General features: G+C 58.7%; 14 protein-coding genes and 1 pseudogene. 5 read left to right on the forward strand and 10 right to left on the reverse strand.

The features are described 5' to 3' along the window. The 3 genes and pseudogenes from AC13DJ_RS04985 to AC13DJ_RS04995 form a co-directional block, all read left to right on the forward strand. A partial coding sequence (locus AC13DJ_RS04985) for a cation efflux transmembrane domain-containing protein (RefSeq protein ID WP_482936973.1) occupies positions 1-612 on the forward strand: 612 nt, incomplete at its 5' end. A 3-nt stretch (positions 613-615) separates the two neighbouring features. Further along, the gene (gene lspA, locus AC13DJ_RS04990) at positions 616-1,128 is read left to right on the forward strand and encodes a signal peptidase II (RefSeq protein ID WP_089140475.1); all 513 of its coding nucleotides are present in this window, start codon (positions 616-618) and stop codon (positions 1,126-1,128) included. 21 nt (positions 1,129-1,149) lie between these two features. Continuing rightward, positions 1,150-1,458, forward strand: a pseudogene (locus tag AC13DJ_RS04995) (ISL3 family transposase); the annotation flags it as partial. Between the two features lie 34 nt (positions 1,459-1,492). Here AC13DJ_RS04995 and AC13DJ_RS05000 read toward each other — a convergent pair. The 6 genes from AC13DJ_RS05000 to AC13DJ_RS05025 form a co-directional block, all read right to left on the reverse strand. Then, positions 1,493-2,509 carry a nucleoid-associated protein gene (locus AC13DJ_RS05000; protein ID WP_482934019.1) on the reverse strand — a complete coding sequence of 339 codons (1,017 nt, stop codon included), beginning with the start codon at positions 2,507-2,509 and terminating at the stop codon, positions 1,493-1,495. Between the two features lie 212 nt (positions 2,510-2,721). Next, complete coding sequence (locus AC13DJ_RS05005; protein ID WP_482934020.1) at positions 2,722-3,024, reverse strand: type II toxin-antitoxin system RelE/ParE family toxin; 303 nt, start codon at positions 3,022-3,024, stop codon at positions 2,722-2,724. Then, complete coding sequence (locus tag AC13DJ_RS05010; RefSeq protein ID WP_482934021.1) at positions 3,021-3,233, reverse strand: addiction module protein; 213 nt, start codon at positions 3,231-3,233, stop codon at positions 3,021-3,023. Before AC13DJ_RS05010 ends, AC13DJ_RS05005 begins: the two co-directional genes overlap by 4 nt. Before the next feature lie 198 nt (positions 3,234-3,431). Further along, a complete protein-coding gene (gene cysN / locus AC13DJ_RS05015; RefSeq protein WP_482934022.1) occupies positions 3,432-5,090 on the reverse strand; it encodes a sulfate adenylyltransferase subunit CysN in 1,659 nt (552 codons plus the stop codon). A gap of 1 nt (position 5,091) precedes the next feature. Further along, positions 5,092-6,000 carry a sulfate adenylyltransferase subunit CysD gene (cysD, locus tag AC13DJ_RS05020; protein WP_199457155.1) on the reverse strand — a complete coding sequence of 303 codons (909 nt, stop codon included), beginning with the start codon at positions 5,998-6,000 and terminating at the stop codon, positions 5,092-5,094. 146 nt (positions 6,001-6,146) lie between these two features. Further along, positions 6,147-6,593, reverse strand: a complete 447-nt coding sequence (locus AC13DJ_RS05025) for a PilZ domain-containing protein (protein ID WP_476131092.1) — start codon at positions 6,591-6,593, stop codon at positions 6,147-6,149. 262 nt (positions 6,594-6,855) lie between these two features. On the opposite strand from AC13DJ_RS05025, the gene rimO reads away from it, so the two are divergent. After that, a complete protein-coding gene (gene rimO / locus AC13DJ_RS05030) occupies positions 6,856-8,196 on the forward strand; it encodes a 30S ribosomal protein S12 methylthiotransferase RimO (protein WP_476131094.1) in 1,341 nt (446 codons plus the stop codon). 147 nt (positions 8,197-8,343) lie between these two features. Here rimO and AC13DJ_RS05035 read toward each other — a convergent pair whose 3' ends face one another. From AC13DJ_RS05035 to AC13DJ_RS05045, 3 genes are read right to left on the reverse strand one after another with little or no spacing between them, the layout of a single operon-like run. Then, entirely contained in the window at positions 8,344-9,009 is a 666-nt protein-coding gene (locus AC13DJ_RS05035; protein ID WP_058341316.1) for a carbonic anhydrase, read from the reverse strand. A gap of 18 nt (positions 9,010-9,027) precedes the next feature. Next, positions 9,028-10,830 carry a sodium-extruding oxaloacetate decarboxylase subunit alpha gene (oadA, locus tag AC13DJ_RS05040; protein ID WP_476131124.1) on the reverse strand — a complete coding sequence of 601 codons (1,803 nt, stop codon included), beginning with the start codon at positions 10,828-10,830 and terminating at the stop codon, positions 9,028-9,030. A 36-nt stretch (positions 10,831-10,866) separates the two neighbouring features. Continuing rightward, a complete protein-coding gene (locus AC13DJ_RS05045; RefSeq protein ID WP_476131096.1) occupies positions 10,867-12,294 on the reverse strand; it encodes an acetyl-CoA carboxylase biotin carboxylase subunit in 1,428 nt (475 codons plus the stop codon). A gap of 132 nt (positions 12,295-12,426) precedes the next feature. Between AC13DJ_RS05045 and AC13DJ_RS05050 the strand changes: the two genes are divergently transcribed. Beyond that, entirely contained in the window at positions 12,427-13,374 is a 948-nt protein-coding gene (locus AC13DJ_RS05050; protein ID WP_482934023.1) for a LysR family transcriptional regulator, read from the forward strand. Between the two features lie 460 nt (positions 13,375-13,834). Here the strand turns inward: AC13DJ_RS05050 and gatB are convergent, their stop codons facing one another. Further along, positions 13,835-15,286 (reverse strand): Asp-tRNA(Asn)/Glu-tRNA(Gln) amidotransferase subunit GatB, encoded by a 1,452-nt coding sequence (gene gatB, locus AC13DJ_RS05055; RefSeq protein WP_482934024.1) that lies wholly within the window; start codon positions 15,284-15,286, stop codon positions 13,835-13,837. Positions 15,287-15,290 lie beyond the last annotated feature (4 nt).

Genomic DNA, 15,290 nt, shown 5'->3' on the forward strand with positions numbered 1-15,290 from the left:
CAGGAAACCGTCGCTGCAAATCCGGAGACCATCAAGGCCGCCGAGTTTTCGGCAGCTTCTGCTAAGCAAGAATCCGGGACCCTGCGCTGGTTGCTCGGCATCAATGCACTTCTGTTCGTGGTGGAAATGACTGCCGGTCTGATCGCCCAGTCCACCGGCCTGATTGGAGAATCCCTGGACAATTTTGCCGATGCGGCGGTGTACGGGCTTGCCCTTTATGCGGTTGGACATAGCGTGAAAAGGCAGGTCCGTGTTGCGCACGTTGCTGGTGTGGTCCAACTGGTTTTGGCTGTTGGCGTACTCGTAGAGGTCGTGAGGCGCTTTGTATTCGGTAGTGAGCCTGAATCGCTGGTGATGATGGCTATCGCATTCGTCGCATTGATTGCCAATACCAGTTGTCTGCTGCTCATATCCAAACATCGGGAAGGCGGGGCGCACATGAAGGCAAGCTGGATATTCTCGGCCAACGACGTGGCGATCAACCTGGGGGTCATCACCGCCGGCGCCCTGGTCGCGTGGACCGGTTCCAATTATCCGGATCTGATTATCGGCACCATCGCGGGGGGCATTGTACTTAACGGTGCCAGACGCATTTTGGCGTTGAAGGGTTAAATAATGCTCATTATTGGCAAAAAGCTCTCGCCGTATGCCCTATTGTCCATATCGGGCCTGCTGGCAGCGTCTGATCAGGCTGTAAAGTGGCTGGTGCAGCAATCAATGGCCTATGGCGAGTATGTTTCGGTGACCCCGTTCTTTAACTGGGTGCACCTATGGAACACCGGTGCCGCATTCAGTCTTTTTGCGAATGGTGGAGGCTGGCAGCGCTACTTTTTTATCGGAATCGCGGTAGTGGTCTCGATTTTTCTGATCAACCTGATCCTTGAAAATCGTCATAAAGGAGAAGCCATCGCTTACAGTCTTATCCTCGGTGGCGCCATGGGCAACCTGATTGACCGGGTCTTTCGCGGCTATGTTGTGGATTCCTTCGATTTCTATTGGCGAGACTGGCATTGGCCGGCCTTCAACCTGGCTGATATTGCAATTGTCCTCGGTGCCTTACTTTTCGTTTCCAGCAGCTTGTTGGGTAAAAAAGCAAACACCAATGCCGAGCCGGATGGATCTGACTGACACCTACGCCTATACAACACCATGACCGAACGTCCCGACAACATCCTTCACCTGCCGCAATACCAAGTACTGGGCTGCAAATCAACCGACGACGAAATGCACTTCCAGGTGGACGTGCCCGATCCCATCGCCTGCGAGGAATGCGGCGTGCAGGGTGAGTTCGTACGGTTCGGCAAGCGGGTCACTCTCTGGGTGGTCCGCCGCCGATACACCTGCCGGGCCTGCAAGACAACATTCAGGCCCCAGCTACCGGAGATGGTGGACGGATTCCGTATGACACTGCGGCTGCATGAGTACGTGGAGAAGGAATCCTTCACCCACCCCGCGACCCGCCCCCAAAACCAGCAGGCTAGGAAAGCACAACTCAGTCCTCGCGGGCTTCCAGGTACCGCTGCAGCTGCTCCCGCAGAGCCTTGGGCAGGCGGGTAATGGTCAGGGCGTCTTTGTCACGGTCGTAGTAAACGGCCTGGTTCACCAGGTCAGAAGAGAAAGACACGCTCATACCCCCGCCAGAGCCGGCAATGCGCACCAGTTTTTTGACCTTGCGGTGGTCCGGATGCAGCACGCCGGTTTCGGGCATTTCTGCGTTCTTGCTTGCGAATTCCTTGAAGCGCTCAGGCTGGCTTTCGTCCAGGTAACTGGACAGCGCCTCGATGGCCACTGGCTCGCCGAGGGCGTGCTGGTCTTTGCAGAATTCGTAGGCCTTGGCGCGGACTTCACCGGCCTTTTCCGGTTCGCTGGACTTGGCGAAGGCTTCCACCGCGTCCAGGAAGGTCATGGTTTCCTTTTCCACATCCACGCTGTTGGTGAACGCGCACAGGCGCAGGAACAATTCGCCGGGGTCGCCGGTGCCTCGGGCGTGGACGACGGTCATGTAGTTGTCGCTGGAGTTTTCGTTGCGCCACTCATCCAGCTCGATCCTCACTGCCAGGTTCAGGCGTGACAGGCTCAGCACGTCCGTGGCGTCCAGTTTCTGGCTGCCGTCAAAACGCATGGCGCCGTCGGTTTCGAGGATGAACAGGTACACCACTTCCGAATCTGCCAGGGCGTCGTGCACCACCATCAGGTGGCCGTCAAACTCTTCCTGGCTGCCGTTGAGCAGTTCCTGCCACTGGCCGAACAGGCGGTCGGTCATGGCTGCGAAGGTTTGTTTGTCTTCCAGGTAGTCTTTAAGCCAGGCGCTGAAGGGGCATTCGCCGATGTCGTCCGAGAAGCGGCCGTATTTCTTGCCGGGTTTGCTGTTGAACAGGCGCTTCATCTGTTTGTGCAGGGCTTCGTAATCGCCACCGGGCTCCTGCAGGGCCTCGCCGGCAACAAGGCGGGCGGGCTGGCCCGGCTGGTACTGGCTGGCGAAGGCGGTGCGCAGGTGTTTGATGGCCATGTTATTCAGCTCCTGTGGTTAATCTTGGTGGGCGGGGATTTTGCCATGTATCGGCGTGGGATTCATTGTAGCTTTCGAGTTGTGGGGGCGGGTCGCGGGGTGGTGGTATATTTTTCTTTGGAAAAACAACTCGCTTCGCTCAGACATCTTTTTCCGGCAGAAAAATAAACCACCACCCCACGACCGGCGTAGCTCAACGTTGGTTTCTTCGGCTAACGATTGAGGCGGTGTTCTAGGTTTGCTGGATTTGCTCTTGTGTCGAGAGCTGCAATAACGTCAACGAACTGTTCGTTAATTTCGTAATAGATTACGAAGGGAAAGCGTTTAGCGGGACTGGCGTAGTAGCCAAAGCGTCTCTGATGGAGCCCGCCGAAAAATTCCAGAGACTCTATGTCAGCAATGATTGAATCGAAGAAATATGCACCCAGTCCATACTCGATCTGGTCGTAGAACTTTGCAGCGTTTTCAATGTCCTGAATTGCTCTCTCCGTGAGCCTTACCTCCCTGTGTTTCATCGCCCTGGGCCACGCTCCTTCAAAGTGGCCAGAGAGGTGTATTGCACCCGGCCTTCTTTAACGGCTTGAGCGCGTTCTGCGAGCACCCTGCCGTGCCATTCGGGGAGCTCGGGCAACTGGTTGTTTACCGTCAAAGATTGCCAGAGCTGCTCCATAGTCCGAACTTTCTCAATATCAGTCATTTCATCAATAGCTGTAATAGCAGTCATCCTTGGGCTCCCAACCTGAAAACGTTCTTACAGTGTACCACTACAAATCTCTGCCGGCGTCGGGGTGGGGGATGGTTTTTCTGCCGGAAAAAGATGTCTGAGCGAAGCGAGTTGTTTTTCCAAAGAAAAACCATCCCCCACCCCGGCAAGCCCGCCCGCCAAGGTAGGGGAATCAGTACAAGAAGCCAAACTCCAAGCTTAAACCCGCTGACTCCGAGCCAGTTCCTGCAAGAGCCCGGCAACGGCAGAAGGAATGTCCGCCTCAGACTCCGCAGAAACGCTGGCATTGGCAATGTCAGTGCCCAGGTTCACGGCCACAGCCACCAGGCCATGGGAGGTCAGCAGCTGGGCCACGCGCCGGCGCTCGTCGGCGTCGCCGGTGTTTTCTTCGGATACCACCACCGCCGTCTTGCCCTGGTCAAACAAAGCGCGCTCCACGGCCAGGGCCAGTTGTGGGGCCTGTTTGCCGGTGCAGGCGATGATGGCCGGTTTCTGGGCCAGGCGGCGTTCGCGTTCTTTCGGGGTAACCGGATCAAGCGATTCCAGCCCATCGGCCAGGCCCGCGATCATGCCGGCGCCGACAGTTACGTTGGTTAGGCGGTCGATGACGATGAAGCTGCCGGTGGCGTGGTTGCGCTGGTAGGCGTCGAACGCGATGGGCTGGTTCAGGGTCAGTTCGCACAGGCCGATTTCGTTGAGCTGAAGCTGGCTTGGGTTCGGGTTCTGTTCCAGGGTGTTTACATCGGTCTGGTGGTGAATCTTTTTCACCGTGCCGGAGGTAAACGTGGGCCCGAGCTTGATGTCGTACAGGCGGCCGGTTTCCAGCGGCGCATCGGTCATCCAGACAATGTTGGCGTTAAAGCGGTTGTGAACTTCCGGCTCATCGTCCGCTTTCACCAGCATGTCGCCACGGCTGATGTCGATTTCGTCTTCCAGGGTCAGGGTCACGGCCTGGTCGATGTAGGCTTCGCTCAGGTTGCCGTCGAAGGTGACGATTTCCTTCACTTTGCTGGTGCGCCGTGAGGGCAGGGCCATCACGGTTTCGCCCGGGCGGATCACGCCGGAGGCGACGGTACCGCAGAAACCCCGGAAATTGAGGTTGGGGCGGGTGACGTACTGCACCGGGAAGCGGAAGTGTTCCAGGTTTTTGTCCCGGGAGACCTCCACGGTTTCGAGGATTTCCATCAAAGGCTGGCCGGTGAACCAGGGCGTGTTCTCACTCTTGTTCACCACGTTGTCGCCGTCCAGGGCGGAAATCGGCACAAAGCGGACATCCTTCAGGCCGAGTTTGGTGGCAAAGGCCAGGTATTCGTCGCGGATTTCATTGAAGCGCTGTTCGCTGAAGTCCACCAGGTCCATCTTGTTCACCGCCACCACAATGTGGCGAATGCCCAGAAGCGAGGCGATGAACGAGTGCCGGCGGGTCTGGGTCATTACGCCGTGGCGGGCGTCGATCATCAGGATCGCCAGTTGCGCGGTGGAGGCGCCGGTGGCCATGTTGCGGGTGTACTGCTCGTGGCCCGGGGTGTCGGCAATGATGAACTTGCGCTTGTCGGTGCTGAAGTAGCGGTAGGCCACGTCAATGGTGATGCCCTGTTCACGCTCGGCCTGCAGGCCGTCGACCAGCAGGGCCAGGTCCAGTTTTTCACCGGTGGTGCCCATCTTGGCACTGTCCGTTTTCAGGCTGGCCATGTGATCTTCGTAGATCATTTTGGTGTCGTGCAGCAGGCGGCCAATCAGGGTGCTTTTGCCGTCATCCACGCTGCCGCAGGTGAGCAGGCGCAGCAGCTCTTTGTTTTCGTGTTGTTTCAGGTACGCCAGAATATCGTCGGCGATCAGTTCAGACTGGTGTGACATCTCAGAAGTACCCTTCCCGCTTTTTCTGTTCCATGGAGCCGGCGGAATCGTGGTCGATTACCCGGCCTTGCCGTTCGGAGCTGGTGGCCAGCAGCATTTCCTGGATAATTTCCGGCAGCGTGTTGGCCCCGGATTCAATGGCGCCGGTCAGGGGGTAGCAGCCCAGGGTCCGGAACCGCACCGATTTCATCACCGGATTTTCGCCTTCTTTCAGTGGCATGCGGTCGTCGTCCACCATAATCAGGGTGCCGTCGCGCTCCACCACCGGGCGCTCGGCGGCGAAATACAGGGGCACTATGTCGATGTTTTCCAGGTAGATGTATTGCCAGATATCCAGCTCGGTCCAGTTCGACAGCGGGAACACGCGAATGCTTTCGCCCTTGTTGACCTTGCCGTTGTAGATATTCCAAAGCTCCGGGCGCTGGTTTTTTGGATCCCAGCGGTGGTGTTCATCCCGGAACGAATACACCCGCTCCTTGGCCCGGGATTTCTCTTCATCCCGGCGCGCGCCACCGAAGGCGGCATCAAACTTGTACTTGTTCAGAGCCTGTTTCAGGGCCTGGGTTTTCATCATGTCGGTGTGCTTGGCGCTGCCGTGGGTGAACGGCCCTATGCCTTGCTTCACGCCTTCTTCGTTGGTGTGCACGATCAGATCCAGCCCGTAACGGCTCACCTGCTTGTCACGGAATTCGATCATCTCCCGGAATTTCCAGGTGGTGTCTACGTGCATCAGGGGAAAGGGGGGCTTGCCCGGGTAGAAGGCTTTGAGGGCCAGGTGCAGCATCACGGCGGAATCCTTGCCGATGGAATACAGCATAACCGGGTTGTCGAACTCGGCCGCCACTTCCCGGATGATGTGGATGCTTTCCGCTTCCAGCTGCTTGAGATGGGTGAGGTTGTATGTGGTCATGGTTTTCCGTTGCCGCAAAGGCCAGTAAGGGCTTTAACTCAGAAAACCGACTATATCAGAGGGCAATATGGAATAAGAAGATGGGCAAAAAGAACTTCTTGTTCTAAAAATATAGCGACTCGCGGGCAGTCCGGCGGGTATGCCGGTCAGCTTCCTGCCAGCAGCTTGGCCACGTAACGGTCTACATAATCAAAGCCGTTGCCTTCAAATTCGCAGAAACGGATGCCCAGATGAAACTCGTCCCTGGCAACGCGGCGCATGTGTACGATATTGCCTTCGGCTACCACGGCAACCGGTTGGGTGGGTAATACCGGCACGCTGAAACGGGTGGTTACTTCCAGCGACTGGCCGGGAGCCGGCGGGATAAGGCCGGGTAGCAGTGTCCGGGCAGTGTCCTGTGAGCAGGATATCATCACACCGGAGCGGGAAAGGTTGGCAATTTTGCAGTCAAGACGGCTGCCGTCCGCTCGTTCAATCAATATGTCGGCAGACACATCCACCCGCTGCTGGTTACGCAGGTTGTGCCGTGCAGCGACGGGCTTGACCCGAACCCTTCTGGCGAATGCAGTTTCCAGATGTGTTGCCTTTCCCATAGATGACTTCCGAACAGGTGTTTGATTGCTGGGAGAGTGTAGTTGCTCAAATTGTGATCAGCAAGGGTGTTAATGCATAGTATTGCAAATTTATGAATTAAATCTGAACCATGGTTCACAGAATGACCCGGATTTTCTGCTGTGATCCGTACTATCCACCCGCTACCGGTAACCGGATAGTGCTGCAGTTGCAATTCCGCTGAGGTAAAATCGCCGCCTACATTCATCAGGAGCTTTGCTCCGGGATTCCTGCAGAACCGTTATGACCGAGAAAACAGAAAACACCGCCAAGGGCCGAAAAGTCGGCTTTATCAGCCTGGGTTGCCCGAAGGCACTGGTTGATTCCGAGCGCATTCTTACCCAGCTGCGCCTGGACGGGTACGACGTGGTGCCCACCTACAACGACGCCGACATCGTGGTGGTAAACACCTGCGGCTTTATCGACGCCGCCAAGCAGGAATCCCTGGACGCCATCGGCGAGGCCATCAGCGAGAATGGCAAGGTCATCGTAACCGGTTGCATGGGCGTGGAAGCAGACAAAATCCGTGAAACCCACCCCGGTGTGCTGGCGGTATCCGGCCCCCAGGCTTATGAAGAAGTGGTAGGCGCGGTGCACCAGTTTGTGCCCCCGAATAAAGACCATGACCCCTTTGTGGACCTGGTGCCGCCCCAGGGCATAAAGCTGACCCCGCGCCACTATGCCTACCTGAAGATTTCCGAAGGCTGCAACCACAGCTGCACCTTCTGCATCATCCCGGACATGCGCGGCAAGCTGGTCAGCCGTCCCATTGGTGATGTGATGGACGAAGCCAGGCGCCTGGTGGATGCAGGCGTGAAGGAACTGCTGGTGATCTCCCAGGACACCTCTGCCTACGGTGTCGATATCAAATACCGTACCGGTTTCTGGCAGGGCCGGCCGGTTAAAACGAAGATGCAGTCCCTGTGTGAAGCGCTGGGTGACATGGGCGTGTGGGTTCGCCTGCACTACGTATATCCGTACCCCCATGTGGACGACATTATTCCTCTGATGGCGGAAGGCAAGATCCTGCCGTACCTGGATATCCCTTTCCAGCACGCCAGCCCGAACGTGCTCAAGGCCATGAAGCGCCCGGCCCACGACAGCAAAACCCTGGAGCGCATCAAAAAGTGGCGGGAGATCTGCCCGGAACTGACCATCCGTTCCACCTTCATTGTCGGCTTCCCCGGTGAAACCGAAGAAGACTTCCAGTACCTGCTCGACTGGCTGGACGAAGCCCAGCTCGACCGCGTGGGCGCCTTTACCTACAGCCCGGTAGAGGGCGCGAAAGCCAACGAGCTGGAAGGTGCCGTGCCGGAAGAAGTGAAGGAGGGGCGCCTGGCCCGTTTTATGGCCAAACAGGCAGAAATCTCAGCTGCCCGCCTGCAGGCGAAGATCGGCAAGACCATTGATGTGCTGATTGACGAAGTAGACGAAGAAGGCGCCATCGGCCGCTCCAAGGCCGACGCCCCTGAAATCGACGGCATGGTCTACCTCAATGGCGAGACCGAGCTGCAGCCAGGCCAGATTGTCCAGGCGGTAGTAGAACATGCCGACGAGCACGACCTCTGGGCCGTACTGGCCTGATCGGGATGTTAGCTAAGAGTTAGAAAGGGTGGGGTGGGGATGCCTTCCCGCAGGAAAAAAAGATGTCTGAGCGAAGCGAGTTCTTTTTTCCCGGAGGGAAGGTATCCCCACCCCGCCCAAACCCCGCCCAAACACCACACAAAGACGTCAGGCCTCAGCAACCCGAGCAATCGTCTCCGCATAATAGTCATCGAAATTCTTGAACTCGATGCTATCCCGCCCGCAGCAACGAATGTTGCCGGACTTGATATCGTACACCCAGCCGTGAATCTCGATCTTTCCGGTAGCCAGCTTGGCCGCCACCACAGGGTGCGTGCGCAGGTGCTGAACCTGCTGCAGCACATTTTCCTCAATGGCTTCGTTCAGGTATTTCGGATCCAGCGGCGTGTCACCGTCAATGCCATGGCGTTCACGAACGATTTCCATGGCGGAACGGCAATGGCCCAGCCATTCCTTTACGTGCGGCAGGCCCTTAAGGGCCGGGATATCCAGTGCACCTTTGATGGCACCGCAGTCGGTGTGGCCGCAGACGATGATGTGTCGCACGCCGAGCACCGCCACAGCATATTCGATGGAAGCGGTCATGCCTCCGGTCTCGTTGCTGTGGGGCGGGATCACGTTGCCGGCATTACGGCAGATGAACAGGTCACCGGGGTTGGAGCCGGTCACCATGTTCGGGTCGATGCGTGAATCGGAACAGGTGAAGAACAGAACATCCGGGTTCTGACTGTCGGCCAGGGCGCCAAACAGGTCTTTGTGCTCCGGGTAAACGTTCTTGCGAAAATCCAGTACGCCGCGAACAATGTGGTCCATAGTGTTTCCTCCTGCCGGTCAGGCAATCTCGATCAATACTTCGCCCGGAGTAACCCGGTCGCCCTTGGTGACGTAAACCGCCTGCACGGTGCCGTCCACGCTGGTGTGAATTTCGGTTTCCATTTTCATGGCTTCGGTGATCATCACCGCCTGGCCAGCGGCGACAGTATCGCCTTCCTTGACCAGTACATCCACCACATTGCCGGGCATGGTGGTGGTGACATGGCCCGGATCCGTGGCCTGCTTGCGGCCGCTACCGCCGGCTGAGGCCTCGTATTCGTTCAGCGACTCGAACACCACTTCCTGGGGCATGCCGTCCAGCGACAGGTACAGCTTGCGCTTTCCGGGGCCGGATGCGCCTACGCCGGTAACGGCGACTTCGTAGGTTTCCCCGTGCACGTCAATGCGGAACTCGGTGGCCACAGAAGTGCCCATGCGGTCACGGCCCTTGTGCTCGGCCGGCAGGAGTTCTTCCGGCTTGAGGGTGCCGTCTTTGCGCTGCTGCAGGAACTCCCGGCCGAGGTCCGGGAACATGGCGTATGTGAGCACATCTTCCTCGCAGCTGGCCAGACTACCAATGTCTTCTCGCAATTTGTTCAGCTCCGGGCTCAGCAGGTCTGCCGGCCGGCCTTCGTTTACGCTTTCATTGCCGATGGCTTTCTTCTGGATATCCGCATTCACCTCAGCCGGCGGATGGCCGTAGCCGCCCTGCAGGTAGCGCTTTACTTCGTTGGTGATGGTCTTGTAACGCTGGCCAGCCAGAACGTTGTACACCGCCTGGGTGCCGACAATCTGGGACGTGGGTGTTACCAGCGGAGGGTAGCCCAGGTCGGCCCGCACCCGGGGGATCTCGCTGAACACATCCCGGATCTTGTCCAGCGCATTCTGCTCCTTCAGCTGGTTGGCCAGGTTGGACATCATGCCGCCCGGCACCTGGTTGATCTGTACCGATACGTCTTCCCGGGTGAATTCGCTTTCGAACTGATGGTACTTCTTGCGCACTTCCCGGAAGTAATCGGCAATTTCGCTCAGCAGTTCCAGGTCCAGCCCGGTGTCGTAGTCGGTGCCTTTCAGGGCGGCCACCTGGGATTCGGTGGCCGGATGGCTGGTGCCGTTGGCAAAGGAAGAAATGGCGGTATCAATCCGGTCGGCACCGGCTTCGATGGCTTTCAACTGGCACATGGCCGCCAGGCCTGCGGTGGCATGGCTGTGAATCACCAGTGGCAGGTCGACGGCGGATTTGATGGCTTTCACCAGCTCAAAGGTGGCATAGGGGGTGAGCAGGCCGGCCATATCCTTGATGGCGATGGAATCCGCGCCCATGTCTTTCAGTTGCAGGGCCTGTTCGACAAACAGCTCAGGAGTGTGCACCGGGCTGGTGGTGTAGCAAATGGTGCCCTGGGCATGCTTGCCGGCTTTTTTCACCGCTTTCATGGCGGTTTCCAGGTTGCGCAGATCGTTCAGGGCGTCGAACACCCGGAACACATCAATACCGTTGTCGGCGGCTTTCTGCACAAAAGCTTCCACCACGTCATCGGCGTAATGCCGGTAACCCAGCAGGTTCTGGCCCCGCAGCAGCATCTGCAGGCGGGTGTTGGGCAGGGCCTGGCGTAGCTGGCGCAGGCGCTCCCACGGGTCTTCCTTCAGAAAACGCACGCAGGCATCAAAAGTGGCGCCGCCCCAGACTTCCAGGGACCAGTAACCCACCTGGTCCAGCTTGTCGCAGATCGGTAGCATGTCTTCGGTGCGCATGCGGGTAGCAATCAGGGACTGGTGCGCGTCACGAAGGATAACGTCGGATACTTCAATTCGTTTGGCAATTTTCTTGGCGTTACTCATGTTCAATCCTCCTGCGGATTACCAGCCGGCATGGGCTGCGATCGTGGCGGCAATGGCCAGGGCAATTTCACTGGGATGACGTTTGGCGGAATAGTTCAGCAGCTCCGGGTGGCTCGGCACAAAGCTGGTATCGAACACCCCGGCCCGGAAATCCGGATGGTCCAGGATCTGCTGGTAATAGTTGGCGGTGGTGGTAATGCCGTGCAGACGCATGTCATCCAGCGCCCGCTTGCCCCGGGCAATCACCTCGTCCCAGGTCAGGGCGCAGACCACCAGCTTCAGGCACATGGAGTCGTAGTAGGGCGGAATTTCATAGCCGGTATAGATGGCCGTATCCACCCGCACGCCGGGGCCGCCCGGTGCGTAATAATGGGTAATGCGGCCGAAGCTGGGCAGAAAGTCATTCTTCGGGTCTTCCGCATTGATCCGGAACTGCAGGGCGTAACCCCGGTAGGAAATGTCCTCCTGCCGGTAGCTCAGAGGTTCGCCGGCGGCGATGCGCAGCTGCTCCCGGACAATATCCACCCCGGTGATGGCTTCGGTAATGGTGTGCTCCACCTGCACCCGGGTGTTCATCTCCATAAAGTAGACTTCGTTGCCGGTAAGCAGAAACTCCACCGTACCGGCGTTCTCGTAACCCACCGCTTTCGCCGCCTTTACCGCCAGGCCGCCGATGTACTGGCGCTGTTCCGGGGTAAGCTGAGGGCTGGGGGCGATCTCGATCAGCTTCTGGTTGCGGCGCTGGATGGAGCAGTCCCGCTCGAACAGGTGGATGGCATTGCCGTGGCTGTCAGCCAGCACCTGAACCTCGATATGGCGCGGGTTCACAATGCATTTTTCCATGAACACTTCGGCCGAACCGAAAGCCTTGGTGGCCTCGGAGATCACCCGCGGGTACTGGGTTTTCAGCTCTTCCGGAGAATCACACCGGCGAATGCCCCGGCCACCACCACCGGAGGTGGCTTTCAGCATCACCGGGTAGCCGATCTCGTTGGCCAGCTTCAGCGCGTGATCCAGGTCTGCCAGGTTGCCCTCGGAACCCGGGGTGATGGGCACACCGGCCGCCCGCATACTGTCCCGGGCCTGGGTTTTGTCGCCCATCTTGTGGATAACATCGGATTTGGGGCCAATAAAGGTAATCCCGTGCTGCTCGCACAGCTGGGCAAAGCGGGCATTCTCCGACAGAAAACCGTAGCCGGGATGAATGGCATCGCAGCCGGTCTCCAGCGCCAGGTTCACAATCCGCGCCGGGTCCAGGTAGCCGGTCAGGGGGTCTTCGCCCAGTGAGTAGGCTTCATCGGCGCGCTTCACGTGCAGGCCGTAGCGATCCGGCTCGGTATAAATCGCCACCGAGCGGATGCCCATCTCGGCGCAGGCGCGGACAATACGCACCGCAATCTCGCCACGGTTGGCGATCAGAACTTTTTTAAGCGTGGGCTTCAACATGGGCGATTCCTCGTCTCGTCGTCCCGAATGAAGGTGGGAAAAGAGTAACGGGGATGACGGATCACGAAAAATTGATATTATTTCGCTTATGTATAACTAATATCTTATGAATAGACTGATTCGGGAACGCCCATGCCCCTGAGTATCCAGAAACTCGCCAACCGCCTGACCTTCCGGCAGCTGCAGGTATTCAAGGCGGTCTACGACCTGAAAAGCTACAGCAAAGCCGGCGACCTGCTGGGCCTGACCCAGCCCGCCGTCAGCAGCCAGGTACGCCACCTGGAGCAGGCCCTGGGCATGCCCATGTTCGAATACGTGGGTCGAAAACTGTATTGCACCGCGGCAGGCGAAGAAATGGCCGCCTGCGTGCGCTCCGTGTTCCAGGAACTGGCCGACATGCAGAACCGCCTGGCGGCTCTGGAGGGCAGGGTAGCGGGGGATCTAAAACTGGTGGCCGTCAGCACCGCACAATACGTGGTGCCCTACCTGCTGCGTTCATTCCTGCAACTGAACCCGCAGGTCAACGTCTCGGTGGCCGTGGTCAACCGCGCCACCGCACTGCAGCGCCTGAACGACAACAGCGACGACCTGGTGATCATGGGCATGGTGCCGCCGGACCGTCCGCTGACCTCGCTGCCGTTTCTCGACAACGAACTCATACCCATCGTCCCGGCCGGCCATCCGCTGCTGGAGCAGGAGGTTGTAGCGCCTCTGGACTTCCTCAACAGCCAGCTGCTAACCCGGGAAACCGGCTCCGGCAGCCGCCTGGCGCTGGAGGTCTATTGCCAGCAACACCGCCTGAAGATGGAGCCAACCATCGAACTGGGTTCCAACGATGCAGTGAAGCACGCAGTCCTGGCCGGACTGGGTGTGGCGGTGGTGCCAAAGCTCAGCGTGCTTTCAGAACTGGCCCTGGGTTCCCTGCAGGCCCTCAACATCACCGGCTTCCCCCTGCGCCGCAGCTGGTGCGTGGTCTACCCCCAGGCCCGGCACCCGACGCCGGCCATGCAGGCGTTCATCGACTACATCCAGCAAAACATCGCCCAGTTTGAGCGGCTGTTTCGCCGTTTGGGATCTTAGTTTCGGCCCTAGCCTGTCGACTTCGGTGGTGGGCCTTGGCGGGAGGTGCCTCCCAAAAACCGCTCCTTACGGCACATCCCTGTGGCGCTTCTGCTCCGCCATCCATGGCTCCGCAAATTTTTGGGAGGCACCTCCCGCCAAGGCCTTCAGGCACGCGGAGTAATAGGCTCAAGAAAATCGAAAAATAGAAGGGCGGGCTGTTTGGAAGAATGTGATGGAGAGGTTCGGCCGAAAAAGTAAGTATCCTGGGCGCAGTTTTTTTACAGCCTATGCCCCGATAGTTTGAACGGGTGGGTTTGGGGCCCCTTCCCAAAAATCTCGGAGGCCATGGATGGCCGGAGCGAAGCGCCACAGGGATGTGCCGCAAGGAGCGTTTTTTGGGAAGGGGCCCCAAACCCGACCCTCCTCATATCTAACAGGCTAGGGCCGGAGTCAGACCCTCGGCACCTAGCCAGAACCATCAACCGCCAAGCTTGCGAACAAGAATCTCATTGAACAGCTTGGGGTTGCCCTGGCCCTTGGAAGCCTTCATCAGTGGCCCCATGAAGCCGCCGAGCATCTTCTTGCGCTTCTTCGGATCTTCCTCGTTCTGGTATTGAGCCACCTGATCCGGCATGCCGGCCAGCACCTCATCAACCATGGATTCCAGGGCGCCGGTGTCAGACACCTGCTTCAGGCCCTTGGCTTCGATGATGGCATCTACATCGTCGTTCTCACCCGCCCACAACGCCTCGAACACCTTCTTGGCGCCCGCAGAGGACAGGGTGTTGTCGGCGATGCGGGTCACCATGGCGCCCAGTTGTGCGCCGGTAATCGGGGCTTCGGCTACGGACTTTTCTTCCGCATTCAGGCGTGCGGAGAACTCGCCCTGAATCCAGTTGGAGGCCAGTTTGGCATCTTTGCCGTGTTCAGCGGTTTCTTCGAAGAACGCGGCCAGTTTGGCGTCGGCAGACAGGATGCCGGCGTCGTAGTCGTTCAGGCCGTATTGCTCCTTGAAGCGGGCCTTGCGGGCGTCGGGTAGCTCCGGCAGGCGGGCGCGGGCGTCTTCGATGAAGGCATCGTCGATTTCCACCGGCAGAAGATCCGGGCAGGGGAAGTAGCGGTAGTCGTTGGCTTCTTCCTTGGTGCGCATAGAGCGGGACTCGTCCCGGTCGCCGTTGTACAGGCGGGTTTCCTGGGTGATGCTGCCGCCGTCTTCCAGGATATCCATCTGCCGCTCCACTTCGTGGGCGATGGCCTGTTCCATGAACCGGAAGGAGTTCAGATTCTTGGTTTCGGTGCGGGTGCCCAGGGTGTCGGAGCCTTTCGGTTTCAGGGAGATGTTCACGTCAAAGCGCATGGAGCCCTGAGACATGTCACCATCGCAGATGCCCAGGGAGGTCACGATGCTGTGCAGCTTCTTTGCGAAGGCTACGGCTTCCTCGGCGGTGTTCATGTCCGGCTCGGTGACCACCTCGATCAGCGGTGTGCCGGCGCGGTTCAGGTCGATGCCGGACATGCCATGATAGTCCTCGTGCAGGGACTTACCGGCGTCTTCTTCCAGGTGGGCGTGGTGAATACGCACGCGCTTGGTGCTGCCGTCAGCCAGGTCGATGTCGACATAGCCGGGGCCGACAATGGGCTGCGCCAGCTGGGTGGTCTGGTAGCCCTTGGGCAGGTCCGGGTAGAAGTAGTTCTTGCGCTCGAAGACCGAGCGGCGGCCGATTTCTGCATTGGTGGCCAGGCCGAACATCACCGCGTAGCGAAATGCCTGCTCGTTGGGCACCGGCAGGGTGCCGGGCATGGCCAGGTCAACAGCGTTGGCCTGGGTGTTGGGCTCGGCACCGAAAGCGGTGCTGGAGCCGGAGAAAATCTTGGTCTGGGTGGCGAGCTGAACGTGAATTTCCAGCCCGATCACGATATCCCACTGCATGTGT

The organism is Marinobacter sp. L-46 (assembly GCF_056859535.1).